This is a genomic window from Mucilaginibacter sp. 22184, assembly GCF_052045695.1.
In the GTDB taxonomy this organism is placed as follows: Bacteria; Bacteroidota; Bacteroidia; order Sphingobacteriales; family Sphingobacteriaceae; genus Mucilaginibacter.
Genome location: NZ_JBQEPI010000010.1, coordinates 64,952 through 90,562 on the forward strand (window position 1 = coordinate 64,952; position 25,611 = coordinate 90,562).

Here is a 25,611-nt window from a genome sequence, read left to right on the forward strand (position 1 = left end):
TTAGTTTTATATTTTCCCGATGAATCCATTATATATCATTTGCACTGCCAAAAAGGTCACTACTACAGCAAACACCCAGCGTAACCAGCCCGATGAGTTGGTGTGAACCAATATTTTTGATCCGCTTAAAGCACCGAGTAATACACCAATAGCCACAGGCATAGACAGGCCCGGATCAATATATCCGCGCTGTAAATAAACAACAGCACTTGCCGCCGCGGTAACGCCTATCATAAAGTTACTGGTAGTGGTGGATACTTTAAATGGTATTCGCATAATGGTATCCATCGCCAAAACTTTTAATGCTCCCGAGCCTATACCCAGCAAGCCAGATATTATCCCGGCAAAACCCATCATGAAGAAGCCACCGCCTACATTTTTTACAGTGTAGTTTACAGGGCCGTTGGGTGTAGGGAAGCTGCTGTTGAGTTTTAATTTTTCGGCCAACAGGTTTTTCTCCTGATTTATTAGTTCGGCTTTTTTGCGTAAGGACATAATAGCCGATGTGATTAGGATAATGCCGAACAAAATAGCGATGAAATTGGTAGGGATATAAACCGCGATGAGGGCGCCTACCATAGCACCGGCTGTAGTGGCAATTTCCAGGAACATGCCCAGCCTGATATTGGTGATACCTTCTTTAACATAAGCCGCGGCCGAACCCGACGATGTAGCGATCACAGATACCAGTGAAGCACCGATGGCATAATGGATATCAACATGCAATACCAGGGTAAGTAATGGGATGATCACAAAACCACCGCCCAAACCGGTTAAGGAGCCTAATAAACCCGCAAAATACGAGCCGATAAACAGGATAAGCGTTAATACAATTACCGACATCATTTGCAGTCAACTTGAACTGCGAAAGTAGCAAAATTTGGTCATTTAACTCGTTGAATGAGAAAGAGATTAGGTATTAATAAAGTCTATATGATCTACAGATAAAATAACTAACAACTTAATGGCCTGACCCCTAAATACATGTCTGGAAAGTAAAAATGACCTAAGTACAAATGTCCCAATGACTAAATTTGCTACTTTCGTGCCATGGGTTACAAAAGTTTACAGGCCTGTATTGCCGATTTGGAAAAAAACGGTCACCTGGTGCGTATTAAGGAGGAGGTTGATCCGTATTTGCAGATGGCTGCCATTCATTTGCGGGTATTTGAAAACCAGGGGCCGGCCATATTGTTCGAGAAAGTAAAAGGCAGCAAGTTCCCGGCGGTATCAAATTTATTCGGTACACTGGAGCGCTCCAAATTCATATTCAGGGATACGCTGGATAGGATCAAAACCCTGGTCGAGCTCAAGAACGATCCCTTAAAGGCCATCAAACACCCTTTTCAGTATACCAACGTAGCACTTACTGCTTTATCGGCCCTGCCGATGAAAAAACGCGCGGGCGCGCCTGTTAATTTCGGTCGCTGTAAAATAAGCGACATCCCGCAGATAGTGAACTGGCCTATGGACGGTGGCCCCTTTGTAACGATGCCCCAGGTATATACCGAAGATCCCGATAAACCAGGCATTATGAATGCCAACCTGGGTATGTACCGCATACAACTGGCCGGTAACGATTATATCCTGAACGAGGAGATTGGTTTGCATTACCAGATCCACAGGGGCATTGGCGTACATCAAACCAAGGCAAACGCCAAGGGACAACCTTTAAAAGTAAGTATATTTATAGGCGGTCCGCCATCGCACCCTGTAGCAGCGGTAATGCCACTGCCCGAAGGGTTATCAGAAATGACCTTTGCCGGGGCTCTTGGCAATCGTCGGTTCCGTTATTTTTATGATGATGAGGGATTCTGCATTTCATCAGATGCTGATTTTGTGATCACCGGAACGGTAATGCCCCATGATAACAAACCAGAAGGCCCTTTTGGCGACCACCTGGGCTATTACAGCCTGATACATCCATTCCCTTTGCTCAAGGTACACAATGTATATCACCGTAAAGACGCTGTGTGGTCATTTACCGTTGTTGGGCGCCCCCCGCAGGAGGATACCAGTTTCGGTGCGCTCATCCATGAGATCAGCGGGGCGGCTATTCCAAAAGAAATCCCTGGCCTGCACGCGGTTAACGCCGTTGACGCGGCGGGTGTACATCCGCTGTTGTTTGCTATCGGCAGTGAGCGCTATACACCATATATCAAGGAGCGCAAGCCGCAGGAAATATTAACCATTGCCAATCATATACTGGGCAAAAGTCAATTGAGCTTAGCCAAATACTTGTTCATTGCCGCTAAGGAAGATGATCCTGCACTAAATGTCAATCATATCGGCGCGTTTTTAAATCATATCCTGCAACGGATCGATCTTACGCGCGACCTGCATTTTTATACCCGTACCACCATAGATACGCTGGATTATAGCGGCAGTGGCTTAAACTCCGGCAGTAAAGTAGCCATCACTGTAGCGGGCGATATCAAACGTGAACTCTGGACGGAGTTGCCATCATGGTTTGATCTGCCCAAACCTGTCAATAATTATAAAATGGCTATTCCTGGTGTGCTGATGGTAGAAGTGCCCAAACATGTAAATCATCAGGATATTGATAATATCATCAGCATTATCGAATACTGGTTAAAAGAGGAGGAAGAAGAACTTAGTGGTTTGCCGCTGATCGTACTCTGTGATGATGCTGCTTTCGCAGCCGAAAACGTGAATAATTTTGTTTGGGTAACCTTTACCCGCAGCAATCCATCGCATGATATCTATGGTGTAGGTAGTTTCACCGAACACAAACACTGGGGCTGTACCGGTCCGCTTATTATTGATGCCCGTATCAAACCGCATCACGCCCCTGTGCTCGAAAAAGACCCCGAAGTGGAAAAGCTCGTTGATAAAATGGGCGAAAAGGGCGGAGCGCTGCATGGAATTATTTAAGGTTTTATGGAGCAAGGATTTTGAGAGCAAGGAATAAGGACGAAAGAAATCATGAAAATCTCATAATACTATAAATCATGGTTCCTAATAAAAGAAAAATCAACGTAATCGGCGTAATCCCCAAAATCAACGGTTAACTTTGCCACTTATGAAAAATACCCTGCTTTGCTTAGTAATTGTGCTGGCCGCTTTTGGCTGTAAAAAAAGAGATGTCCCTCATTATACCATATCAAGAGTAGTTAAAAGTGATACTGCCATTAAGCTTACCGTTAATATCAGCACGCGTTTAAGCCAAACTGATCTGCTCAATATTGCCGCAAAAATCAAGGCGGATAGTTCGGCATTAAGTAATTTGCAGCTTTGCTACATGTTGCCGGGACACAATGATAAAAATACAGGCCCTGATAATTTTTATGCTGTTGCCAAATATCCCGCTGCTTCTGTAACCACTATGCAGGATACCCTGAAAGATGCCGACGGCACCATTGTACGCTTAAATATCAAAGGCTTATCTGCACAAGATGCCAAACATCTGCTGGAGCTCGACCCAAGAGAGATCCAGGGAAAACACATCCTGGGAAAGTTTATCGATGATAGTAATCATACACTGATAGTGCCTTTTACCGAAGTTAACGATCCAAAAAAAGAAGTATACATCATTGAATTTGACGGCACCGGGAAAGTAGTATCAGCAACAGTACCTATGCGCGATAATAAAGATGGGATAGACAAGCTCATTGTAAGCCACCGGGGCGATTATTGTACGCTGAAGGATAGCGTTCTTACTCAATACTCTATTGATGATCTGGGTTTGGCATACAATAGTATCAAATCGGGTATTTAAGAATATTAGACATATGCGAAAATCACCTTATTATTAACCATCTCCCTTTAACGTTAACTTTTGTTAAAAACCAGGGTTAAATATTGATAATCGTTACTTTTTATAGAATATACTAAATATATTTATAGGTATAAAATATTATAGTATATGACCCGAAACTTTACCAAAATTTTAGCACTAAGTGTTGCTGGGGTTTTTAGCGTTTGCTGCGCGATAGCGCAACCCCGATTGCCGGAAGGTTATTTCTGGAAAAAGCTTCCAAACGGACTGGAAGTTGTAGTTATTGAAAATAGCAAGGTACCGTTGGCCACCATTGAGATTGCTGTAAAAAACGGAGCCTATACCGAAGGCCCGGAATTCAGCGGATTATCACACCTTTTTGAACATATGTTTTTCAAGGCTAACAAAGATTATCCAAACCAGGAAGCATTTTTAAAACGTACACAGGAATTAGGCGCCATATGGAATGGTACTACCGATGTGGAACGGGTTAATTACTTCTTTACGTTTGACAGGGATAGCCTTAAAGCCGGTTTAAAATTCATGAATGCCGCTATCCGCTTTCCGATATACCGCGAAGAAGATATGAAAAAGGAACGCCCTGTTGTTGATGGTGAATTTCAACGTGCCGAGAGCGATCCGGGTTTCCAGCTTTGGTATGGTATCCAGCAAAAACTTTGGGGCGACCTGATCACCCGTAAAAACCCTATCGGGATACACGAAGTGATCAATACGGCTACGCCAGAGAAGATGATGGTGATCAAAGACAAATATTATTTCCCGAATAACAGTTTGGTAACCATTTGTGGTGATGTAAAGCATGATGCCGCATTTGCCCTGGCCGAAAGCATATTTGGCGATTGGGCCAGCAGTGGCTTCAATCCGCATGAAAAATATCCTATTCCACCGTTTAAGCCACTAACCAAAAGCGAATATTTTATCAAAGAAACCACTATCGCGCAAACACCTTACATGCAGCTTTCATGGCAGGGGCCGGCTTATTTAACCGATTCTGCTTCGACAGTTGCTGCTGATGTGTTTTCAACCATTGTAGGTTTAAACTCTTCCAAATTTCAACAATCACTGATTGATAAAGGATTGGCCAGCTCTGTTTCTTTGGGGTATACTACCAGCCGTTTTGTAGGGCCGATAGACGTTTTTGTGGTGCCAAATCCTGGTAAATTAAAAGAATGCTATGATGAGCTGCTTAATCAAATTAACCAGTGGGCCAAAGCCGATTATTTTACCGATGGTCAGTTAAATGATGCTAAAGCTATTTTATTGCGCAACAGTGTTCACCGCAAGGAGAAACCATCAACACTGGCGAGCCAATTGAGTTACCAGTGGTGCAGCACCTCGCTTGATTATTACACCGATCTGGATAATAATTACCAGAAAGTTACCCGTGCCGATATACAAAAATATATCACTACCTATATCACGGGCAAGCCTTATGCAGCAGGTATAATCATAGCACCAGAGTTAAGTAAACAACAAAATGTAGCTTCATTTTTTGTAGCTAAGTAAAATTAAAATCTTATCATGATGAAGAAATATGTATTCACCCTGTTGATTGCAGCGGCGATAGGAAATATAAAAACAGTACAGGCGCAAAATAAAGCTTACGAAACCACGGTTGATGGTGTAAAAGTAATTGTGCAGCCAAGTGGCAATGATATTGTAGAGATACAAACTATTATAAAAGGTGGCGTACAAAACTACAAAGCCGATAAAATGGGCATTGAGGCCATGGCTATGGCTGCCCTTACCGAATGCGGAACCATAAAACACGATAAAAACGCATTTAAAGATCAGCTGGATAAAGTAAGCGCCACGGTTGATGGCAGCAGCAACAAAAATTACGCTACCATGCGTATGAACTGTATTAAGAGCGATTTTGATATAGTTTGGCCTTTGTATGTAGAGGCTTTAACCCAACCGCGTTTTGATGCCAAGGAGTTTGCACGTATTAAACAGGATGCGATCAACAATATTAAACAAGCTGATTCGCAGCCAGACCACGCGATTGATCAACTGGCAAATAAAATTGCATTTGCTAATCGCGATTATGCAAAAGATCCTAATGGTACTGTAGATATCGTATCTAAACTAACACCCGAAGAAACCAAGGCCTATTATCAATCTATATTAACCCGCTCCCGCCTGGTTATTGTGGTTGTAGCCGACCTGGATAAGGCAGTTATCGAGGCAAAAGTGAAGGGTATGCTTAACGGTATCAAACAGGGGCCTCCTTTTGAATTTAAAAAATCATTCTTCCGTGTTTATAAAAATTCATTTAATGCCGAATCGCGCGATCTGGCTACCAACTATGTAGAAGGTATTACCAGCGGCCCGCAATCAGGCACGCCTGATTTTGATGCATTCAATGTGGCTATGAGGATATTTGCCAATCGCCATTTCTTAGATGTACGTACCAATAATGGCTTATCATACGCCCCTCAGGCCTGGTTTAGCGTTGGACAAACATCCACAGCCCGCTTCTCGGTATCAACAACCCAACCAGATAAATATATTGCTGTGTTTGACAAACTGGTTGACAAAATTAAAACAGAAGGCTTTAAACCTGAAGAGGTTGCCAATATGAAGATTACTTATCTTACCGGTTTTTATTATAAAAACGAAACCAATAGCGCGCAGGCATTTTCTATGGCCTCTAACGAGGTGTTGTTCAATAACTGGAAACGCTCATTAACACTGGTTGATGATGTTAAAAAATTGACCACTGAGGAGGTAAGCGATGCTTTTCGCAAGTATATCAACAACATTGTTTGGGTTTACCAGGGCGATCCTAAAAAGGTGAACCAGATATTATATATCAATGGTACGCTGAACAAAGGCGATAACCCAGTCAGTCATTAATATTGTTAAAGTAAAATAAAAGGTTAAAAGGATTGGTTTTGCACCATCCCTTTTAACCTTTTTTGTTTTGGGAATCGCCCATACAACGGGGAAAATTTATTTATCCGGGAATCAGTTTTTTTTCTTTTGCCCCCATATTGCTCCTTTGTAACGGGTAGGTACGGTATCGCCTAAGAGCTTACCCCAGGGTTTAAGTTCTTCAATACGGTCAAAAATAATTTTTATTACGGCTATGAATGGTATGGCCAGGAACATTCCTGATAATCCCCACAACATATTGCCTAAAAGTACCACAATGATGGATATGAGTGCATTGATCTGTACTTTTGAGGATACGATACGTGGCACCAGTATATTATTGTCGATAAACTGGATAACCAGGTAAGCTATAATAACTCCTAACTGAGTTGTGTAACCGTCTTTAGTAACTGTAGCCATGAGCACGGGCAGGGCAATAGCTATAATGCCGCCGATGTAAGGTAACAGGTTTAATATAGCCCCTATAACACCAATCAGGATACCGTATTTTACACCTAATAATACCAACGCTGTTGAATTAAGGATAGCTACCAAAATCATCTCGATTAATAAACCCTGAATATAGCTTTGTATGGCCGTTTTGGTTTCTTTTAAAACCTCGCTTACTTGTTTTGAGTTCTCTTCTGAAAATACTTCAAAAACGAAATTAAGGATAAGCGTTTTGTAGAAAAGGGTTAAAAAAACATATACCGGTATCACAAATACTAACCCGAATACACCCAGTACCGAGCCGAGTGTATGGCCTACCATCGCCTGGCTATTATTTATGGCATCTTTGATCATTAGGTCTTGCTTTTGAACAGAGAGGTTAAAGGTGGTGGCAATCCACGCCTTAAACGTAGTGAACAACTCCCCAAACTTTTGCTTGAGCATGGGCAATGAATCACCGAATTGTATGATCTGGGTTGATAGAAAATAGAATAGCGCCACTAATAGGATAGCGCCAATTAACATAACAATTATAATAGAAAATATTTTGGGAACTTTATGCTCCATTAACCAATTGCAAACAGGGTTAAGCAGGATAGCAATAAAAGCAGCGAATGCCAACGGTATCAATACATCTGCCAGTTGTGAAAAAGTATATACCAATAAAATAAGCCCAAACAGGGTAACGGTATTTTTTAAATAGAATGGATATTCTTTTACAGCAGGCATAATTAAGCAGGGGTGAAGTTTGGTTAAAAAGATAAGGAATAGTAGCTTGAATTGTTTTAACCCTACGATGTCAAACTAATAGAATAATGCGAAACACGTTCTGGGTTGTAAATTACAATAGTGTCATTAAAACAAAAATGCCCGATATTTAGCGGGCATTTTTGTTTCGAGACAGATAAATCTATTTTACGTCTCTTTTAACTTTGTTCAGGGTGCTTTGTCCTGGTAAGTATATCTGGAAACCAAAATCTAAAGTTAGTTTGTTTTGATAGCCTAAGCTGCCAAAGCCAGCTGTACCGTTGTATTTCAGCAAGGTTTCTAAACCGATACTTGGCGTAATGAAATAAGCAAAGCCTGGGCCGAAGCTAAAGTCCAGGCCATTGGTTGAGCCACCCGGGCCGCTTGGATTGAAACCGCCAAGACCAACAGTAGCTTCACCAAAAAAGCGACCGTGTTTTAATACCTCAACATCCGATCCGGTATAGTAACGGCCTAATGCACCTATGCCATATCCAACATCTGTACCGGCTCCTTTGGCTGTAGCCAAATTTAATTTAGCATAAGCACCCAAGGCTACGTTATCTTTAATAAACCATGCGGCTTTGGGTGTAAGATCCATGGTGAAATTTTTAGAGCCATTTAAACCCAGGGAAAGGTTGCCGATATCGCCCCCCATTAAAACATTCCCTTTCTGTATTTGCGCGCTCGCTGTGAAGCCGAAGTCGATAAATGCCAATACGGCTAATAATGTAAACTTTTTCATAGTGCTGTTTTTTAAGTTTTTAACTTTAAATTTATTTTAATAAGAAATTATTAACAATAGCTGTGCCATTGGAAATATTTAATGATAAAAACACACCGAGTTAGATTGAAATATATTGATAATAAAGATGTTATATGATAGTTTGGCCTCTTAATAGTTGAGTGTATTTACTTTAATATGTATATTAATAAACATCGTTATGTATGTTAATAGATATACATTTATTAAATAAAGGAAGCGTATGGTTATGATAATTCGCCTGGTTTAGGAGTGGTTGATAAACAACAAAGCCCGCTTAAATAGCGGGCTTTGTTGTTTATTTGGGTAGATATAGAATATCTTATTTCAATAAGTTTCTCCAGCTAACCAGGTCGCCAATGATCTTGTCGAGCTGGTCGGCGGGTACGCGTTCCTGTTGCATGCTGTCGCGGTGGCGGATGGTTACGGTGTTATCTTCCAGTGTCTGGTGATCTACCGTGATACAGAAAGGTGTACCAATGGCATCCTGGCGGCGATAACGTTTACCAATGGCATCCTTCTCCTCGTATTGTATGTTGAAGTCGATCTTCAGTTTATCCATGATCTCGCGTGCTTTTTCGGGCAAACCATCTTTTTTGGTCAGCGGGAAAATAGCGGCTTTAACCGGCGCCAGGCAAGGGTGCAGGTGCAATACAGTACGGCTATCTTGTTTTTCCTCGGTGCTCAGATCTTCTTCTTCGTAAGCGTTGATCATGGTCAGCAGGAACATCCTATCTAAACCAATAGAAGTTTCAATTACGTAAGGTACATAGTTACCGAATGGTTTGCCTGTTTCAGGATCAACCTCAGGATCAAAATACTGTAGTTTTTTACCGGAGAATTTTTCATGCTGGCTTAAATCATAGTTGGTACGACTATGAATCCCTTCTACTTCTTTAAATCCGAATGGGAATTCAAATTCGATGTCAAAAGCAGCGTCGGCATAAAAAGCCAGTTTTGCATGCTCATGATAACGGTATTTAGCGGCATCAGTGCCCAGGGCCAGGTGCCATTTCAGGCGTGTTTCTTTCCACTGGTTAAACCATTCTTTTTGAGTGCCGGGGCGTACAAAAAACTGCATTTCCATTTGCTCAAACTCACGCATTCGGATGATGAACTGGCGGGCTATCACCTCGTTACGGAAGGCCTTACCAATCTGTGCTATGCCGAACGGGATTTTCATCCTGCCTGATTTTTGCACATTCAGGTAGTTTACAAATATACCCTGAGCAGTTTCAGGACGCAGATAGATCTGGTCGGCATCATCGGCAACGGCGCCCATCTGGGTACTGAACATCAGGTTAAACTGACGAACATCGGTCCAGTTACGGGTACCACTTACCGGGCAGGCGATCTCATGCTCAATGATCAGTTCTTTTAAACGTGGCAGGTCCTCGTTTTTCAAGGCCTCGTCCATATCGTGCTGCAATTGCTCGGCTTTGTCTGTTTTACCGTCTTTATCGTAGCGATCAATCTTGTCTTCTAACAATTGATCGGCACGGTAGCGTTTTTTAGAGTCTTTATTATCGATCATCGGATCGCTGAAACCATCAACGTGCCCGCTGGCTTTCCATATTTTGGGGTGCATAAATATGGCCGAATCAATACCCACAATGTTATCATTCATCTGCACCATGGCTTTCCACCAGTAGGTTTTGATGTTGTTCTTCAACTCGGCGCCAAACTGGCCGTAATCATAAACGGCACTCAGACCATCATAAATCTCGCTTGAAGGGAAAACAAAGCCATACTCTTTGGCATGCGATATAACATTTTTAAAAAGTTCGTCGGTTGATTTGCTCATAATAGCTGCAAAGATACAATTTAGGAGGAAAGGTTAAAGGGGAAAGGTTAAAGGTGTAAAATGCAGTTTTTTGACTGATCTTTTTAACTTTACGATATTCATCCACCCTCATAAAACAATGAAACATTGCTGTCTGATCTTGCTGTTATTTGTCTCCTTTGCGCTCAAAGCCCAGGAATCAGGCAGTAAACCTTTTATACTGGGCGAGATCAAAGAGATCAATTCGGCACAGCTTTCCGAAAAGCGTATCCTGAACATCTACCTGCCGGAGGGATACCGGAAAGACGACACCCTGCATTACCCTGTTATTTATCTGCTTGATGGCTCGGCCAATGAAGATTTTATCCATATAAGCGGCCTGGTGCAGTTTTTGAATATGGCCAAAATGATGCCTAAAGTAATCATTGTAGGCATTGCCAATATAGACAGGAAGAAAGATTTTACTTTCCCGACAACAAATGCCAAGGAAAAAAGGGATTTCCCCACAACCGGTAGTTCGGGTAAATTTATAGCGTTTATAGAAAAAGAATTGCAACCTTTTATTGATAAAACCTATAAAACTAATTCGTCCAGAATTATTATCGGACAATCTTTTGGTGGGCTACTGGCTACAGAGATTGTGTTAAAGAAATCCTATCTGTTTACTAAATATATTATTGTAAGTCCCAGTTTATGGTGGGATGATGAATCGTTGTTAAATAAAGCTCCAGGATTGCTGGCCAAACAACTTGATCATCCTGTAACGGTGTATGTTGCCGTAGGCGCCGAAGGAAAACAGATGGGAAACGATGCTGATAACCTGGCAAAAACATTGCAGGCCGCCGGAAAAAAGGATTGGAAAGTGATATTCGCCCCCTTTCCCGACGAAAATCATTTGACCATTTTGCACAATAGCGCTTACAAAGGTTTAAAAATGCTTTTTTCAAAACCCTGATCTTACGATCTATATGTGCTTAGCTAAAACTAAATGAGTGTTATTTTGATTATATTATAACCAATTAATTGACCGCAGCTATGGAACAAATTGTAAGAATACTGGATATTCATAACGTTACCCACAACGTAAAACAGTTTATAGTAGAAAAGCCTGACGGGTTTACCTTTACCCCCGGACAGGCTACCGAACTATCTATCAATCAACCACAATGGGAGGGGCAGCGAAATCCGTTTACATTCACCTGTCTTACCGATGAGCATTACCTGGAGTTCACCATTAAAATATATAGTGACCATCCCGGCGTTACTAACCATTTAGGCGAACTGCAGGTGGGCGACGAGCTGATACTGCGCGAAGCCTGGGGGGCTATAGAGTATAAAGGTCCGGGATATTTTATAGCAGGTGGCGCGGGTATTACCCCGTTTATTGCCATATTAAGACAGCTTTATAAAGAGGGTAAGCTGGAGGATAACATCCTGTTCTTTTCTAACAAAACCGATGATGATATTATTTTGGCTGATGAATTAAAAACGATGCTTGGTGAAAATGCCCGGTTTACTACAACCCAGCAAAAGGACGGTAAAAACGACCACCGCCGTATTGACGGGGAGTTTTTGAAAGCCGAGGTGAAAGATTTTAACAAACACTTTTATGTTTGCGGTCCCGACCCGATGGTTGCTGAAATAACCGAAACATTAACAAAACTGGGCGCGAACGCTGATGCCATTGTTTTTGAAAAGTAAGGAGATACTGCCTTCCTGAGTAATAAGAAAAGTAGGTGTCATGGTGAGCCCCGCCAAAGCATGGTGGGCAGGCCTCTGCACGCGAGTCTTCGACAAGCTCAGACTGACAGGCCTTTTATGTGCCGTCTCCTAATATTTCAGATCTTGATAAATATTTTCCGCCGGTACATCCAGTAAAGTATGAGCCATAGGAAAAATAAGGTCAGGCCGCCGCTAACAAGCGTTGTATAGGCTATTCCAAATAACTGATCATAGTGCTGCCCCAGGTGCGTGTGGAGATTTTCGCTGATATATCGCCTCAGGCCACCGTCGGCCATGACATAGGCAGCGATTGAATTTACCCCGATCACCGTGAGGAAGAAAAATGGTTTCTGAATCTGTTTCAGATCAACCAGCCAATAAAATAAAGCCAAGAAACCAAAACATATACCGCCGCTGAAAACTACCCATGCCGGTGTCCAGATCCTTTTTACAATAGGGTTGATATTGGTTAGCTGTAACAATATCCCCAAAGCGATGAGGCTTCCCCCGGCTATGATAAAATATTTCAGCTTCTCTTTACCTGTTTGGCTGTTTTTCAAAACTCCGCCTGCCAAAAGGCCAAGAATCATAGTGCCCAGGGTGGGTATAAAACTGAGGGTTGAATAACCGCCTTCATTAAACAGGAAAGGCTGGCTGCGCGGTAACAGATTCAGAAACCAGCGATCTGCGGCCCAGGCCAGGTTGGTATTTTTATTCCAATGAGCTGCAAAACCATGCAGGTTATGTTCCCAGTTCGGCGGTACACCGGCTGATGCATAATCAAAGCCAGCCCCAGGCAAGGGATAAAGGGCAAATGCGAGCCAGTATCCTACCAAAATGAAGATCAGTACGCCAAGTTGTATTTTTGGCGAGCAAAAGCCAAGCATCACCAGGAAAGTATAACCCAGGCCTATTTGGGTAAGCGTATCTTCAAACGTAAAAACGGTGTGATCGGAACCCAATGATCTTAAAAAGAAACCGAGAAAAATGAGTACCAGCGACCTGAACAGGGTATGGCCAATAATGGAATTGAAAGTGGCTCCCTTTTTTTTCCGGGAGGCTACGGAATAGGGAAGTACCACACCCACTAAAAATGTAAAAGAGGGTTGGATCATGTCATGCAGGCTCAGCCATGTCCAGGGTACATGCGATTGGTTAAAAGCTAAAATTTGCCAAAACCTGTTGTCTGGTAACGCTTTCGCTACACTTTCAAAAGATACTACTTCGGCCATCATCAGCAGCATAACGAAGCCCCGGTAAACATCTACCGAAGCAATTCTGTTAACTGGAGCCTCGTTATTCACCGTTTCTGCAATAGTAGTTTTTCCCATTTCGAAATTTGATTAAATAGCCGTGCTTCAGCAGGTTGTATTATTGATGATTATAAAAACTTCTTTAAAGTAGCGTTTTTTTATTTTTTTGTCATAAGATTTAATCGATTTTGAAACCATCGGGGGATTTCTATCCCGAATATCACATCGAAAACTTATTTTTACCGCATGAGTATCGAGGTGCAGTCACTAACCAAAATTTACGGAACGCAAAAAGCGGTTAATAGTATCAGTTTTAGTGCAGGGCCAGGGGTGCTGGGCTTTTTGGGGCCTAATGGTGCCGGTAAATCTACCACCATGAAGATACTCACCTGCTTTATCCCACAAACCTCGGGTACAGCATCGGTTTGTGGGTTCGATGTGATTGCCCAGCCCCTGGAGGTACGCAGGCGCATTGGTTACCTGCCCGAGAGCAATCCGCTGTACCTGGATATGTATGTGAAAGAATCATTAGGTTTTATAGCCGGGATCCATAAATTACCGGAGCCCGAAAAACGAATAGCCACCATTATTGAGCAAACAGGCCTGGGGCCCGAGCAGCATAAAAAAATAGGTCAGCTATCAAAAGGGTACCGCCAACGGGTGGGATTGGCGCAGGCTATACTCCATAACCCCGATGTGCTGATACTGGACGAACCCACCTCCGGGCTTGATCCTAACCAGTTGATCGGCATTCGTCAGTTGATCCTGGAACTGGGGAAAACCAAAACCATCATCCTCTCTACCCATATTATGCAGGAGGTAGAAGCGGTATGCAACAAGGTGATCATTATCAATAAAGGCAAAATTGTAGCTGATGATACACTGCAAGGACTTCGCCAAAAAAACAATGACCATACCCTGGAGCAGATATTTATTTCACGTACCCATGACAATTAATGTTTTTAATTTTAAAATAAACTTTTATTTTTGTGGCGCCTAATTATTTTACTTGCGAATAAGATTGATACGAACTCCCTGCTGCCCACGGTGAGTATTCAAAATTATTCTATTGATTATTACATTTATTTTGCGAATTAAACCGATACAATAGCACCACCGTCCCTGGGTGTGTATCTCATATTATTCTGTTGATTAATATGCCAAAATCACGTATTTAATAAAAAAAATTAAAAGAGTTTGTAACGTTTGCTCAGGAGCTGCGTCTATACTCTCAATAAAAAACTGCGTTATAGGAAAATCCTATTAACGTTGTGTTAACAAACAAACATCAATCTAATAAATTATGAAAAAAGTTCTATTAGCCTTAGCTATTATCGCTGGCACAGCATTCACAACCTTCGCGCAAACCAAATCTGGCGACAGCGGTAAATTTAGTGTAGGCGTTGAAGCGGGTTTGCCTGTTGGTGATGCTCATCAGGCATTTAATTCTGTATTGGGTGCTTCTGTTAAATATGAGTTACCGATAGCACCAAGCACCTGGTTTACCATTTCTGCAGGATATAATGCATTTTTGTACAAAAGCGAAGTTAAAGATGCGTTTAAGGCCCTTGGCCAGGACAGATCTGTAGAAAGTTTTGTTCCGGTAAAAGTGGGTGTTAAATACTACATTGAGCAAGGCTTTTTTGCCGAAGGTCAATTAGGCGCCGCATTTGGTACAAGAAGCGGAAGAGGTACTGCTTTTGCTTATTCTCCGGGGGTAGGTTATACCTTTGATGGTGGCTTTGAAGCAGGCGTTCGTTATGAAGGCTGGTCAAAAAATGGTACCATTAGTCAAGTTGGTTTACGTTTAGCTTACCGTTTCTAAACAAAAAATTAACAATTAAGATTTAGGTAAAGCCCGGGGATATTATCCCCGGGCTTTATTATTTATAAATATTTTTTGGCGTATTAAACGTTAGTAGCCCCATGTGCGTCAAACCAAGCAGCAGCGGTTAAAAAACAAGTCCGCATTAATCCTATTACAAAATTATTTTATGAAAAAAATCCTATTAGCCTTAGTCATTATCGCAGGCACAGCATGTACAACCTTTGCGCAAACAAAATCCGGTGATGGTGGTAAATTCAGTATCGGTGTTGAAGGCGGATTGCCTGTTGGCGATTTCCACAATTATTCTAATTATATTATTGGTGGTTCGCTTAAATATGAGTACCCGGTAGCCAATAATTTATTTATTACCGCATCGGCGGGGTATAGCAGCATACACATCAAGAGTTTTGATGTTTCTTTTAATGACCCGAATATCAGCTATCAATTTCACAGTGATGGCGGCTCTGTCGGTATAATACCCGTAAAAGTGGGTGCCAAATATTACTTTGACGGGCACTTTTTTGGCGAAGGCCAAATAGGTGCTGCATTTGCAACCGGAAATGGCAGTGGTACGGCATTCGTTTATTCACCGGGTATAGGTTATACTTTTGCCGGTGGCTTTGAAGCAGGAGTTCGTTATGAGGCATGGTCAAACAATGGAACTATCGGGCAACTGGGTCTGCGATTGGCATACCGTTTCTGATCTTCTAAAAATTAACAATTAAAATTTATAAAGCCCCGGGAATATTATTTCCGGGGCTTTATGTTTTATACCGTTAGTACGGTTACTTATAACCCGGTTATGGTTTTGCCATGATACGGGATATATGATATAGAGCAAACAATATGTTTACATGACTGTATTGATAGAAATCACACAATTTAAAAAATCATGAAAAAAATTCTATTAGCCTTATTCATTATTGGATTTACCGCGGCGCAAAGCTTTGCGCAATCCAGGGGCAGAAACAGCGGGATATTCAGCATCGGCTTTGAGGCTGGATTACCTACAGGTGACGCCCATCATCTTTTTGGTTCGGTATTAGGTGCTTCGCTTAAATATGAGCTTCCGATTGAACGCAGTACCTGGTTTACCATATCGGGTGGCTATAACTCCTTCCAGCCAAAAGGGGTATATAGTGATTTCGGCGGTCCCGCTATCAATGCCATTCCTTTAAAAGCAGGTATTAAATATTACTTTGACAGGAACTTTTTTGCCGAAGGACAAATAGGCGCCGCGTTTTTTACCGGTGCGGCTGATGGTACCGCATTTGCCTATTCGCCTGGTATTGGTTATAGCTTTAGGGAGGGTTTTGAGATTGGCCTGCGTTATGAAGGCTGGTCGAAAGATGGTACTCTGGGCCAGGCTGGTTTGCGTTTGGCTTATCGTTTTAGATAAGAGCTCAAGTAAACAAAAGAGTCCTGAAATAGCTAAAATTTCGGGACTCTTTTGTTTAAAAGACATTTTAATACCCACTCCGATGGGAAAAATCACAAGCGGTACACACGCCAAATGATGGTTTACACCTTTACCATGATATTAGGAGTATTTTTACTATAACTAATTTTTTATCAGTTATTTATGCTAATGTAAACCCATGAAAAGTGTAAACCATGTAAACTCACTGTTTTGAAGGAAATGTTGGTCGTTGGCCTTTTACTGACGCACACTCAATGTGATTAAGTTAAGGAGAGGTAAACCCCATCGGGGTTAAAGCTTTGTAGAAAAATTCAGTTTCAAAACCAGTGCCGTAGGTACTGTACTTAGGTTGCATACCTACGGCGTGCTTAAGATCTCTTTTTGTTTGCTACAAAGCTTTTACTCCTCCGGAGTAGATCGGGTGCTTGCTATCTCAATTGTCGTAAAACACCCCGATAATGTCATTCTGAGCCCTCCCGCCTGTTTTGTATAAGGGCTAACTTTGTTATCAACAAAATCAAATTACTATGACAACTAAAGAAATTGTATTACAGGTTATCGATGCTTTTGATAACAACGATGTTGATAAAATATTAAGGCTTTTTGCTGATGACGTAGTATGGACTATGAAAGGTTCAAGCGTTACTATCGTAAACGGAAAGGATGAAGTAGAAAAGTTTTTGGGCGGAATGGATGATGTAAAGATTGTTTCATCAACCCATGACCACGTTATTATTGAAGGTAATAAAGCCGCTGTGGATGGCTTTATCCAATGCAAAGGCAAAAACGGCGAGGAAATAAACATGCATTATGCCGATTTTTATGAAGTGGAAAATGATAGGGTGAAAATAGTTACATCCTATATAGTTGATAAAAAGGATTGAGGTAATTTTCATTTTTGGAATTTGAAAAGAACGCATCATTGCGAGGTACGAAGCAATCTCTAAGCTATACGGAGTGGCTCTGCCTATCGGGGGATTGCTTCGTGCCCCGCAATGACGTGTGGGAGAAGGAGTGGTTACCTTACGAGACAGCCAGCATAACCACATTATATATAAACCCATAAACCAATAAAAAAATATTGTAATTTCGGCGCCTAACACCCGATCAAAAAAGTGCTAAGTATCCTTAAAAAAGAAATCGTTTCGTACCTCAGCTCATTGGTGGCTTATGTCACTATCGGTGTGTTTTTATTGGTGCTGGGTTTGTTTTTGTGGGTATTCCCGGATTCGAGTATTTTAGATTATGGCTATGCCGGGCTCGAAAGTTTATTCAGCACAGCTCCATACTTATTTATGTTCCTGATACCCGCCATCACCATGCGTTCGTTGGCCGAGGAACGTAAGGAGGGTACTTTTGAATTGTTATTCACCCGTCCGCTTACCGACTGGCAAATCGTATTGGGTAAATACCTGGCCAGCGTGTTGCTGGTGATTTGCGCTTTGCTACCAACACTGGTTTATTATTTTTCGGTGAGCACGCTGGGTACGCCACAGGGTAACATTGATACAGGAGCGGTTATAGGGTCCTACATAGGCTTGTTTTTATTGGGCGCGGCATTCGCAGCTATCGGTATGTTCGCCTCATCTATCACCAAAAATCAGATCATTGCCTTTACAGTGGCGGTGTTCCTGTGCTTCTTTTTTTACAGCGGGTTCGATTCGCTGAGCCAGTTGCTGTCGTTACAGGACCTGGGTTTGCAAAACCTGGGTATTACAGAGCATTATCAATCCGTAAGCCGCGGTGTACTGGACACGCGCGACCTGACTTATTTTATCATAGTAAGCGGCATATTTATATGGCTTACGTTGTTCGTGATCATCCGTCAGCGCAAAAAAAATATTATTTCAAGCTCCCCCTTCAGGGGGCTGGGGGGCTTGCTGGTTTTGGCTATCATTGGCAATGTCGCATTTACCCGTTTTGACTTTACTTCCGAAAAACGTTATACGCTTTCGCCCATCAGCAGGCAAATTATGGATGGTTTGCAGCAGCCGGTGAAAGTTACGGTGTATTTGCAGGGTGGCAATTTGCCGGGTGGCTTTAAAAGGCTGCAGGGTGCAACGCGTGATATGCTTAATGATCTGCAGGCATACAGTCACCGTAAACTACAATTCGAGTTTATTGACCCGCTAAAAAATCTTTCCGGCGATCAGCAAAACGAGGCCATCCAAAACCTGGAAGCCAAAGGCATCGAACCCACCAACCTGAGTGTAAAAACCGACGACGGCGTATCGCAAAAACTGATATTTCCGGGTGCGCTGGTATCGGCCAATGGTAAAGATATTGCTGTGAAGCTATTATTAAGCAGGATAGGGCTTTCGCCGGATGAGGTGTTGAATAACTCCATCCAAAACCTGGAGTATGCTTTTTCATCGGCCATAAAAAAAGCAACCAGCGGGGGCAAGCCCGAAATTGGCTTTACCGAAGGTCATAACGAACTGAGCGACCTGCAACTGAACGATGCGATGAAATCGCTTTCCGACGGATACCAGGTTGGCCGGGTTAACTTAAGTACGATTAGCACCGCCGGCTTGCAAAAGGTAAAACTGCTGGTGATACCCAAACCTGATAAAAAGTTTACCGAACTGGAAAAATTCAAGCTCGATCAATATATTATGCATGGCGGTCGGGTACTGTGGACGATTGACCAGGTAAGCGCCGAACTGGACAGCCTGCGCGGGCATGGCGGCGAGCAGCTGGCTTTTGCCAAACAATTGAACCTGGACGATCAGCTTTTCCGTTATGGTGTGCGGATCAATTACGATCTGATAGCCGATATGAACTGTTCGCAGATACCGGTTACTACGGGCAGTGTAGGCGGGCAGGCACAGATACAAATGCTGCCCTGGCTGTTCTATCCGATATTTATCCCGCTGTCTAAACATCCGGTAGTGAAAAATCTGGACGGCATCAGCAGCGAATTTGCCAGTACTATTGACCTGCTGGATACTAAGGATGTAAAGAAAACCATCCTGCTTACCTCGTCGCCTTATAATAAAAAAATGAGTGCGCCGCATATGCTGTCGTTACAGGCATTGGAACAGGAGCCTAATCCTAAAGATTTTCAAAGTCCGCAAAAAACGGTAGGGGTACTGCTGGAGGGTAAATTTGTATCCGATTGGCGCAACCGTCCGCTTCCCGATGGGTTTACCGAACAAGCGACTATACAGCCAGAGAGTGTACCTACCAAAATGATTGTGATCAGTGATGGTGATATTTTGAAAAACCAGGTAGGCAGCGATGGATCGCCTTATCCGTTGGGCTATGACCACTATACCCAGCAAACTTATGGCAACAAAAACCTACTGCTGAATATTGCCGATTACATGACCGATGATTCGGGCCTGATAGCCCTGCGTACCAAGGAGATCAAGATGCGTTTGCTCAACCGTGCACGTATCCGCAACGAAAAAATGTACTGGCAACTGGTAAATACGGTTGGCCCTTTGCTTTTAGTGTTAATATGTGCTATTTTTCAACATTACATCCGTAAACGGAAGTATGCGCATTAAATTTTATATTTTTGATAACTAATAAGCCTCACCCTGCCCTCTCCAAAGGAGAGGGATAAAAAAATGAGGAGTTAAAGTCCTCTCCTTTGGAGAGGATTTAGGTGAGGCTTAATTTTATATTTTTGATTGATAAAATATTCCCTTATGAGATTTATTGTTTCTACATCAACATTACTCAAACAACTGCAGGCTGTAAGCGGGGCTTTAAGCAATAGCACTGTTTTGCCTATACTGGAAAACTTTTTGTTCGAGATAAAGGATGGAAACTTAACCATTTCTGCAACCGATCTGCAAACCAGCATGACCACGTCATTAGCTGTTGAGGCTAAAGAAAATGGCCGTATTGCCATACCATCGCGTATATTATTAGAGACCTTGAAGTCGTTACCAGAGCAGCCGGTAGCTTTTTCTGTGGATGATAACACGTTTGCAATTGAAATAAACGCGGGCGATGGTAAGTACAAACTAAGTGGCGAAAATGGCGAGGATTTCCCGAAGATACCGGTAGTAGAGAACGCTTCGTCGGTAAATTTACCGGCATCGGTTTTAGCCGAAGCGATCAACAAAACCATTTTTGCGGTAAGTAACGATGAACTGCGCCCGGCCATGACAGGTGTATACTGCCAGCTAAGCACCCAACACCTTACTTTTGTTGCTACAGATGCGCACAAACTGGTACGCTATCGCCGTAAAGATGCCAAAGCTGCAAGTACCACTTCGTTCATATTACCTAAAAAGGCGTTAACGCTGTTAAAATCATCTTTACCAACTGATGATGTGAATGTATCTGTAGAGTATAACTCCACCAGTGCGTTCTTTAAGTTTGGTAATATTAACCTGGTATGCCGTTTAATTGACGAGCGCTATCCGGATTATGAGGCGGTTATACCTCAGGTAAATCCAAATAAATTAAATATCGACAGGCTTACCTTCCTGGGTTCATTGAACCGTGTGGCTATTTATGCCAACAAAACCACTCACCAGGTAAGGCTTAAAATAAGCGGCAGCGAGTTGAATATATCATCAGAGGATATTGACTTTGCCAACGAAGCGCATGAGCGTTTAAGCTGCCAATACGAGGGCGAAGACATAGAAATTGGCTTCAACGCACGGTTTTTAATAGAAATGTTGAAGAACTTAAGTTGCGAAGAAGTATCTTTGGAGATGTCGACACCAAACCGTGCCGGGTTATTGTTACCTCAGGGTGGCGATGAAAATGAAGATGTGCTGATGCTGGTTATGCCGGTGATGCTCAATAGTTATGCTTAAGTGTAAACTTAAATTATAAATCCAAAACTAAGTCCGGTTTAAAAGAACCGGACTTTTTTGTTCGCCGCGGATAACAAAAAACGCGGGAATCAGTTATATAGATTGATTTTTAGTTAGTGAATTAGTGGTTTAGTGAATTAATGATTCAAATATCTTTACTCACTAAATCGCTAATTCACTAAATCACTAATTTGCCAATATGAATATCAGGATCAAAGCCTTTACTTTTATTATAGCCGCGGCGGCATGCTGGGCATCCTGTAAAAAAAATAATGATAGGCCTACGTTTCTGCCAACTACCAATGTCAGGGTGATTAACGCATCAAAGGATACGGTTAATTTTTATCAGAACGGCACATTGATCAATAATACCTCAACGTATTTTCCTGGCGGTACACTGGCCAATTTATTAATCGTAAAAGCAGGCTTGCAAAATTATCAGGTTAAACTGGCAAAGCCTTCTGCCCCTAACCCTTTATTTACTTTGCCGCTTACGCTTGATAGTGGGAAAAGATATTCGTTATATATAAGCAGTAGATCAGCAGACGGGATTTTTTTTACTACCGATACCGCAACCGCACCTACCAATAATACCGCTAAACTCAGATTTGTAAATGCATCGCCGGATGCGGGGCCCCTTACACTGGCTTTTGTATCTCCGGGCGCCTCTCCGGTAATTACCCCTCAGTTGAGTAATATAGCTTATAAAACAACAACCAACTTTTTGAACGTTACGCCAAGTACAACAGCTACACCTGGCACAACACTTGGCCCGGGTTCGCTTATTTTTAGTGTTTACCAAACCGGGTCTGATATAAGTACCGCCAGAAAAGATACGGTAACAATTAGTACGGGTAGAATTTATACTGTAGTTGGTTATGGTACTATAGGTTCAGGCGGCAATCAGGCAATTGGCGCCAGTTTAATAGTTAATCAATAAAATTTTAATTAATGACTAACCCCAATAAAAGCAGCTTACTGGTTTCCTTACTTTTAATTACCGTTGGTACTTTGCTGTTGCCTTTCCTGTCATCATGCGGTAAAGGCGCCAATGCTAATCCTACAGGGTTGAATACGCAGCTGCAGATAGTTAATTTAAGTCCCGACATACAACCGGTAAATTTATACCTCAACTTCCTTAAGGAGAATACAACCAGTTATACCTATCCTACTAATTCAGGTTATTTTTTTATATCCACCCTGTTACCGCCAGTGCAATTACGCACAGCAACACTGGCCCCTATAAACCTGGTTACTATCGATAGTACAGTAGCATTAAAAGCTAACTCCAAATACACCTTATTCATTACCGGTTTCAGGAGCGATAATTCCATAAAAAAATCAATGCTGTTATTAGATACGGCTACTGTTCCTCCTTTAGGCAGAGCTATAGTACGGTTTGTTCATTGCTCGCCTACCTCGGCCCCGCTTGATCTTAGAGCTAATGGTATCGGGACAGCGCTGTGGACGAAAATTCCTTTTGATTCCGTATCAAAATATGTTCAGCTGCCTGTAGGTAATTATAATTTCACTATCAATTTAAATACCTCGCCCGATAATGCTCAATTCACATTGCCTAATGTTACCATACAGGATGGCCGTGCCTATACTATTTATACACAAGGAATAGTAGGCCGTACAGACTCGGTTGCATTTGGCGCGGCTATATTGACCAATAATTTACTGCTGAAAACCACGAAGTAGTATCAAGTATCAAGATTTTTTGCGAATGCTAACTACCGTGTTTAGGGAGTCGTGATACTTGATACTAACTACTTGATACCTGATTCTGATTTATATTCCTATTTTTAGCCAAAATTTCAAAAAACCGTGGAAGTAATAAAAGCCATTATCGATTTTATACTGCATATTGATGTGCATTTAAGCCAGATCACCAGCGACTATAAAGGCTGGACTTATCTCATACTGTTTGCGATCATTTTTGCCGAAACCGGTTTTGTGGTTACTCCCTTTTTACCCGGCGACTCGCTGCTGTTTGCAGCAGGCGCGCTTATTGCTAATGGTAAAACCGGCCTGGATATAACTTTGCTGGCCATTATGTTGGTTATTGCCGCTTTTGCGGGTAATACGGTTAACTATCTGCTGGGTAATTATTTAGGTCCAAAGGTTTTTAAAGAGGATAACAAAATATTAAAACTGGAATATTACCTCAGCACTAAAGCGTTTTTTGATAAACATGGTGGTAAGGCAGTTATATTCAGCCGGTTTTTACCTATCATCAGAACAATTGCGCCTTTTGTAGCCGGCGTTGGTCGTATGCCTTTTTTACGTTATAGCCTGTATAATATTGTAGGTGGTGCATCATGGGTGCTGAGCTTTTTGTTTATCGGCTTCTTTTTTGGCAATATCCCAGTGATCAAACAAAACTTTACCCTGGTGGTAATGGCTATTATATTGATATCTGTAGTGCCGCCAATTTATGCGGCCATAAAAAGCAGGGCCAGCAAAAAAGCTTCAGTATAAATATATCTCAGCGGTAGGTTCAGAGTTTTATTGAGGTGCCTGGTAAATGCATTTGCCTGTTTTGTACATGGCTTCTTCATGCTGTAGCTTAACCCGATCTTCCGGGCTTAGCGGCTGTGCTATCAGATTATTCAAATTCGGCTGCCCGGCATCTACCCAGGCCGAGTACCAGAAACTTCCAACCGAAAGTATCGATGAGCGCATTTGCCGCTCTACCATGCCTTTCAACATTTTTTGATAAGCATGGCTGTAGGCAACCGAATAGTCATTAAGCTTACGTTTGCCGCGCATAACCAGGCTGTATTTTTTATCGGGTGGGAAACTTCTGTTGATCATCCGCTCAAACCGCAACACCGAATCGACACTTTTGAAGGATCCCCGGCAAATTTTAAATGCCTCGGCCAGTGGATTATCAATATAGCGTGCCCGGCCTGCATAAAGATGATACTGCTTAATAAACAGCTCCGGAAGCCGGGTTTCCCATAAACCATGTATGCCTGTCTGATCGGTAAGCTGCCCGTCATAGTTCAGGGTAAGGTGAAGGGGTACATGTGCGTCGGCAACGTAGTGCCCCAGGTAGGCCGATGCATTAAGTATAGCTGTGGTATCGTGAGCCTTAAATGCCCTAACCAAGCGGTAATACTGGTATTGGATAGTCCACGGAACGGTGCCATATTTGTTTAGCGTATCGGCAGAGTATTTGGCAGCAGCATCTGTCCATCGTTGCTGCATGGCAGCAAATGGTTTTTTGCCGTAATGGTCGGCATCAAAAAAATGCCGGGGTATCTCGGCCGAGTCTACATAGCGGCGTTTATCGGCACTCACGGCATGTTCTGTAATATAAGCGATATTGGCCTTGTAAAAACCGGACATGCCCTTAGGAAGCGTAAAAACCGCCAGTCTGTTGATGCGATAATGCGCAAAGAACCCCCATGACGAACAGAGGAACATTAAACATACAACTGATAAGCTTAAAATAAAGCGCCGTTTCATTGGCATAAATATGAGCCTAAGTTTTGAGTTTTAGATCACAGAAACACCAAAGTTTATAACTTTACTGCCTAAGCCTATACAATGAAATATCTTAAAGCCCTGTTGTTCGACCTGGACGGTACCTTAATCGATTCTGAATTTTTTCATTTCGAATGCTGGAACGAAATTTTATCGGAGTTTGATGTGCAATTAACTTATGATGACTGGCTGAAAACCTACGCTGGTGTTCCTATGCCCGCCAATGCGGCCCGTCTGGCCGAAAAATATAGTATTGCTGCCCCATTACCGCAAATTATTGATAAACGGGAAAGGCTGACCTTGGAACGCCTGAAAACCAAAGATGTAAACCTGATGCCGCATGTGGCTGATGTGCTGGAGTATTTTAAAAGTAAAGGATTGAGGCTGGCATTGGTAACTTCAAGTCCGCGGCAGGATGTGGAGGCGGTATTTGAAAGGAATGGTTTAGGCAGGTATTTTGAATTGATTATCACCCGCACCGAGGTTGCCAAAAGCAAGCCCGATCCGGAAAGCTACCTGGTATGCGTCGAAAAACTCGGCGTGTTGAAAGAGGAATGCCTTGTTTTTGAGGATACCATCAATGGCGTTAAATCGGCAAAAGCTGCCGGACTTACCTGTTTCGCCATTCAAAGCAATACCGGTGAACATCATAAACTAAGCTTTGCCGATAAATTGTTCCTTGATTTTAAGGAGGCAAAGAATCATTTGATTGCAGAAGGGCTTATTGCGTAG

General features: G+C 42.3%; 23 protein-coding genes. 17 read left to right on the forward strand and 6 right to left on the reverse strand.

Translation table 11 applies throughout. The annotated features are described in order from the left end of the window. Positions 1 to 6 precede the first annotated feature (6 nt). Positions 7 to 843: a sulfite exporter TauE/SafE family protein gene (locus ACTJKG_RS21705; protein WP_172336543.1), complete on the reverse strand. Its 837-nt coding sequence runs from the start codon at positions 841 to 843 to the stop codon at positions 7 to 9. A 207-nt stretch (positions 844 to 1,050) separates the two neighbouring features. Here ACTJKG_RS21705 and ACTJKG_RS21710 point away from each other — a divergent pair, with 207 nt between their 5' ends. From ACTJKG_RS21710 to ACTJKG_RS21725, 4 genes are all read left to right on the forward strand, one after another. Beyond that, positions 1,051 to 2,895 carry a UbiD family decarboxylase gene (locus ACTJKG_RS21710; protein WP_440740406.1) on the forward strand — a complete coding sequence of 615 codons (1,845 nt, stop codon included), beginning with the start codon at positions 1,051 to 1,053 and terminating at the stop codon, positions 2,893 to 2,895. 148 nt (positions 2,896 to 3,043) lie between these two features. Beyond that, on the forward strand, positions 3,044 to 3,739 hold the full coding sequence (locus ACTJKG_RS21715) for a hypothetical protein (protein WP_440740407.1): 696 nt from the start codon (positions 3,044 to 3,046) through the stop codon (positions 3,737 to 3,739). Between the two features lie 147 nt (positions 3,740 to 3,886). Next, complete coding sequence (locus ACTJKG_RS21720; RefSeq protein WP_172336475.1) at positions 3,887 to 5,266, forward strand: M16 family metallopeptidase; 1,380 nt, start codon at positions 3,887 to 3,889, stop codon at positions 5,264 to 5,266. Between the two features lie 15 nt (positions 5,267 to 5,281). Next, complete coding sequence (locus tag ACTJKG_RS21725) at positions 5,282 to 6,619, forward strand: M16 family metallopeptidase (RefSeq protein ID WP_172336474.1); 1,338 nt, start codon at positions 5,282 to 5,284, stop codon at positions 6,617 to 6,619. 111 nt (positions 6,620 to 6,730) lie between these two features. On the opposite strand, the gene ACTJKG_RS21730 is transcribed toward ACTJKG_RS21725, so the two are convergent. The 3 genes from ACTJKG_RS21730 to ACTJKG_RS21740 all read right to left on the reverse strand — a co-directional run bounded on the left by ACTJKG_RS21730 (position 6,731) and on the right by ACTJKG_RS21740 (position 10,401). Beyond that, positions 6,731 to 7,816, reverse strand: a complete 1,086-nt coding sequence (locus tag ACTJKG_RS21730; protein WP_172336473.1) for an AI-2E family transporter — start codon at positions 7,814 to 7,816, stop codon at positions 6,731 to 6,733. A gap of 181 nt (positions 7,817 to 7,997) precedes the next feature. After that, positions 7,998 to 8,579: a hypothetical protein gene (locus ACTJKG_RS21735; protein ID WP_172336472.1), complete on the reverse strand. Its 582-nt coding sequence runs from the start codon at positions 8,577 to 8,579 to the stop codon at positions 7,998 to 8,000. A 340-nt stretch (positions 8,580 to 8,919) separates the two neighbouring features. Next, entirely contained in the window at positions 8,920 to 10,401 is a 1,482-nt protein-coding gene (locus ACTJKG_RS21740) for a glycine--tRNA ligase (protein ID WP_172336471.1), read from the reverse strand. Between the two features lie 118 nt (positions 10,402 to 10,519). Here ACTJKG_RS21740 and ACTJKG_RS21745 point away from each other — a divergent pair, with 118 nt between their 5' ends. Beyond that, positions 10,520 to 11,335 (forward strand): alpha/beta hydrolase, encoded by an 816-nt coding sequence (locus ACTJKG_RS21745; protein ID WP_440740408.1) that lies wholly within the window; start codon positions 10,520 to 10,522, stop codon positions 11,333 to 11,335. A gap of 80 nt (positions 11,336 to 11,415) precedes the next feature. Further along, complete coding sequence (locus ACTJKG_RS21750) at positions 11,416 to 12,081, forward strand: FAD-binding oxidoreductase (protein WP_440740409.1); 666 nt, start codon at positions 11,416 to 11,418, stop codon at positions 12,079 to 12,081. Between the two features lie 137 nt (positions 12,082 to 12,218). On the opposite strand, the gene ACTJKG_RS21755 is transcribed toward ACTJKG_RS21750, so the two are convergent. Next, positions 12,219 to 13,433, reverse strand: a complete 1,215-nt coding sequence (locus ACTJKG_RS21755) for an acyltransferase family protein (protein ID WP_440740410.1) — start codon at positions 13,431 to 13,433, stop codon at positions 12,219 to 12,221. Positions 13,434 to 13,601: 168 nt separating this feature from the next. On the opposite strand from ACTJKG_RS21755, the gene ACTJKG_RS21760 reads away from it, so the two are divergent. The 10 genes from ACTJKG_RS21760 to ACTJKG_RS21805 all read left to right on the forward strand — a co-directional run bounded on the left by ACTJKG_RS21760 (position 13,602) and on the right by ACTJKG_RS21805 (position 23,868). After that, positions 13,602 to 14,312 (forward strand): ATP-binding cassette domain-containing protein, encoded by a 711-nt coding sequence (locus ACTJKG_RS21760; RefSeq protein ID WP_172336468.1) that lies wholly within the window; start codon positions 13,602 to 13,604, stop codon positions 14,310 to 14,312. Positions 14,313 to 14,658: 346 nt separating this feature from the next. Next, entirely contained in the window at positions 14,659 to 15,180 is a 522-nt protein-coding gene (locus ACTJKG_RS21765; RefSeq protein WP_172336467.1) for a hypothetical protein, read from the forward strand. Positions 15,181 to 15,349: 169 nt separating this feature from the next. Continuing rightward, a complete protein-coding gene (locus ACTJKG_RS21770; protein ID WP_172336466.1) occupies positions 15,350 to 15,886 on the forward strand; it encodes a hypothetical protein in 537 nt (178 codons plus the stop codon). 189 nt (positions 15,887 to 16,075) lie between these two features. Then, the gene (locus ACTJKG_RS21775; RefSeq protein ID WP_172336465.1) at positions 16,076 to 16,582 is read left to right on the forward strand and encodes an outer membrane beta-barrel protein; all 507 of its coding nucleotides are present in this window, start codon (positions 16,076 to 16,078) and stop codon (positions 16,580 to 16,582) included. A 548-nt stretch (positions 16,583 to 17,130) separates the two neighbouring features. Continuing rightward, on the forward strand, positions 17,131 to 17,487 hold the full coding sequence (locus tag ACTJKG_RS21780; RefSeq protein WP_172336464.1) for a nuclear transport factor 2 family protein: 357 nt from the start codon (positions 17,131 to 17,133) through the stop codon (positions 17,485 to 17,487). 231 nt (positions 17,488 to 17,718) lie between these two features. Beyond that, entirely contained in the window at positions 17,719 to 20,115 is a 2,397-nt protein-coding gene (gene gldG / locus ACTJKG_RS21785) for a gliding motility-associated ABC transporter substrate-binding protein GldG (RefSeq protein WP_440740411.1), read from the forward strand. A 144-nt stretch (positions 20,116 to 20,259) separates the two neighbouring features. Beyond that, positions 20,260 to 21,384 carry a DNA polymerase III subunit beta gene (gene dnaN, locus ACTJKG_RS21790; protein WP_166090165.1) on the forward strand — a complete coding sequence of 375 codons (1,125 nt, stop codon included), beginning with the start codon at positions 20,260 to 20,262 and terminating at the stop codon, positions 21,382 to 21,384. A 199-nt stretch (positions 21,385 to 21,583) separates the two neighbouring features. Further along, on the forward strand, positions 21,584 to 22,324 hold the full coding sequence (locus tag ACTJKG_RS21795; protein WP_440740412.1) for a DUF4397 domain-containing protein: 741 nt from the start codon (positions 21,584 to 21,586) through the stop codon (positions 22,322 to 22,324). Positions 22,325 to 22,335: 11 nt separating this feature from the next. Then, a complete protein-coding gene (locus tag ACTJKG_RS21800) occupies positions 22,336 to 23,088 on the forward strand; it encodes a DUF4397 domain-containing protein (protein WP_172336460.1) in 753 nt (250 codons plus the stop codon). Between the two features lie 126 nt (positions 23,089 to 23,214). Then, positions 23,215 to 23,868, forward strand: coding sequence for a DedA family protein (locus tag ACTJKG_RS21805; protein WP_172336459.1), 654 nt, complete (start codon positions 23,215 to 23,217; stop codon positions 23,866 to 23,868). Between the two features lie 27 nt (positions 23,869 to 23,895). Here the strand turns inward: ACTJKG_RS21805 and ACTJKG_RS21810 are convergent, their stop codons facing one another. After that, positions 23,896 to 24,867 (reverse strand): zinc dependent phospholipase C family protein, encoded by a 972-nt coding sequence (locus ACTJKG_RS21810; protein ID WP_440740413.1) that lies wholly within the window; start codon positions 24,865 to 24,867, stop codon positions 23,896 to 23,898. A 75-nt stretch (positions 24,868 to 24,942) separates the two neighbouring features. On the opposite strand from ACTJKG_RS21810, the gene ACTJKG_RS21815 reads away from it, so the two are divergent. Continuing rightward, positions 24,943 to 25,611, forward strand: coding sequence for an HAD family hydrolase (locus tag ACTJKG_RS21815; RefSeq protein ID WP_440740414.1), 669 nt, complete (start codon positions 24,943 to 24,945; stop codon positions 25,609 to 25,611).

What these genes read in the sequence shown, in the direction of transcription:
- ACTJKG_RS21740 (WP_172336471.1), bottom strand. Translation starts at nt 10,401, where the DNA reads ATGAGCAAATCAACCGACGAACTTTTTAAAAATGTTATATCGCATGCC.
- ACTJKG_RS21800 (WP_172336460.1), top strand. Translation starts at nt 22,336, where the DNA reads ATGACTAACCCCAATAAAAGCAGCTTACTGGTTTCCTTACTTTTAATT.
- ACTJKG_RS21755 (WP_440740410.1), bottom strand. Translation starts at nt 13,433, where the DNA reads ATGGGAAAAACTACTATTGCAGAAACGGTGAATAACGAGGCTCCAGTT.
- ACTJKG_RS21810 (WP_440740413.1), bottom strand. Translation starts at nt 24,867, where the DNA reads ATGCCAATGAAACGGCGCTTTATTTTAAGCTTATCAGTTGTATGTTTA.
- ACTJKG_RS21770 (WP_172336466.1), top strand. Translation starts at nt 15,350, where the DNA reads ATGAAAAAAATCCTATTAGCCTTAGTCATTATCGCAGGCACAGCATGT.
- ACTJKG_RS21750 (WP_440740409.1), top strand. Translation starts at nt 11,416, where the DNA reads ATGGAACAAATTGTAAGAATACTGGATATTCATAACGTTACCCACAAC.
- ACTJKG_RS21730 (WP_172336473.1), bottom strand. Translation starts at nt 7,816, where the DNA reads ATGCCTGCTGTAAAAGAATATCCATTCTATTTAAAAAATACCGTTACC.
- ACTJKG_RS21725 (WP_172336474.1), top strand. Translation starts at nt 5,282, where the DNA reads ATGATGAAGAAATATGTATTCACCCTGTTGATTGCAGCGGCGATAGGA.
- ACTJKG_RS21735 (WP_172336472.1), bottom strand. Translation starts at nt 8,579, where the DNA reads ATGAAAAAGTTTACATTATTAGCCGTATTGGCATTTATCGACTTCGGC.
- ACTJKG_RS21710 (WP_440740406.1), top strand. Translation starts at nt 1,051, where the DNA reads ATGGGTTACAAAAGTTTACAGGCCTGTATTGCCGATTTGGAAAAAAAC.
- ACTJKG_RS21795 (WP_440740412.1), top strand. Translation starts at nt 21,584, where the DNA reads ATGAATATCAGGATCAAAGCCTTTACTTTTATTATAGCCGCGGCGGCA.
- ACTJKG_RS21720 (WP_172336475.1), top strand. Translation starts at nt 3,887, where the DNA reads ATGACCCGAAACTTTACCAAAATTTTAGCACTAAGTGTTGCTGGGGTT.
- ACTJKG_RS21705 (WP_172336543.1), bottom strand. Translation starts at nt 843, where the DNA reads ATGTCGGTAATTGTATTAACGCTTATCCTGTTTATCGGCTCGTATTTT.
- ACTJKG_RS21745 (WP_440740408.1), top strand. Translation starts at nt 10,520, where the DNA reads ATGAAACATTGCTGTCTGATCTTGCTGTTATTTGTCTCCTTTGCGCTC.
- ACTJKG_RS21775 (WP_172336465.1), top strand. Translation starts at nt 16,076, where the DNA reads ATGAAAAAAATTCTATTAGCCTTATTCATTATTGGATTTACCGCGGCG.
- ACTJKG_RS21815 (WP_440740414.1), top strand. Translation starts at nt 24,943, where the DNA reads ATGAAATATCTTAAAGCCCTGTTGTTCGACCTGGACGGTACCTTAATC.
- ACTJKG_RS21715 (WP_440740407.1), top strand. Translation starts at nt 3,044, where the DNA reads ATGAAAAATACCCTGCTTTGCTTAGTAATTGTGCTGGCCGCTTTTGGC.
- ACTJKG_RS21780 (WP_172336464.1), top strand. Translation starts at nt 17,131, where the DNA reads ATGACAACTAAAGAAATTGTATTACAGGTTATCGATGCTTTTGATAAC.
- ACTJKG_RS21765 (WP_172336467.1), top strand. Translation starts at nt 14,659, where the DNA reads ATGAAAAAAGTTCTATTAGCCTTAGCTATTATCGCTGGCACAGCATTC.
- ACTJKG_RS21760 (WP_172336468.1), top strand. Translation starts at nt 13,602, where the DNA reads ATGAGTATCGAGGTGCAGTCACTAACCAAAATTTACGGAACGCAAAAA.
- dnaN (WP_166090165.1), top strand. Translation starts at nt 20,260, where the DNA reads ATGAGATTTATTGTTTCTACATCAACATTACTCAAACAACTGCAGGCT.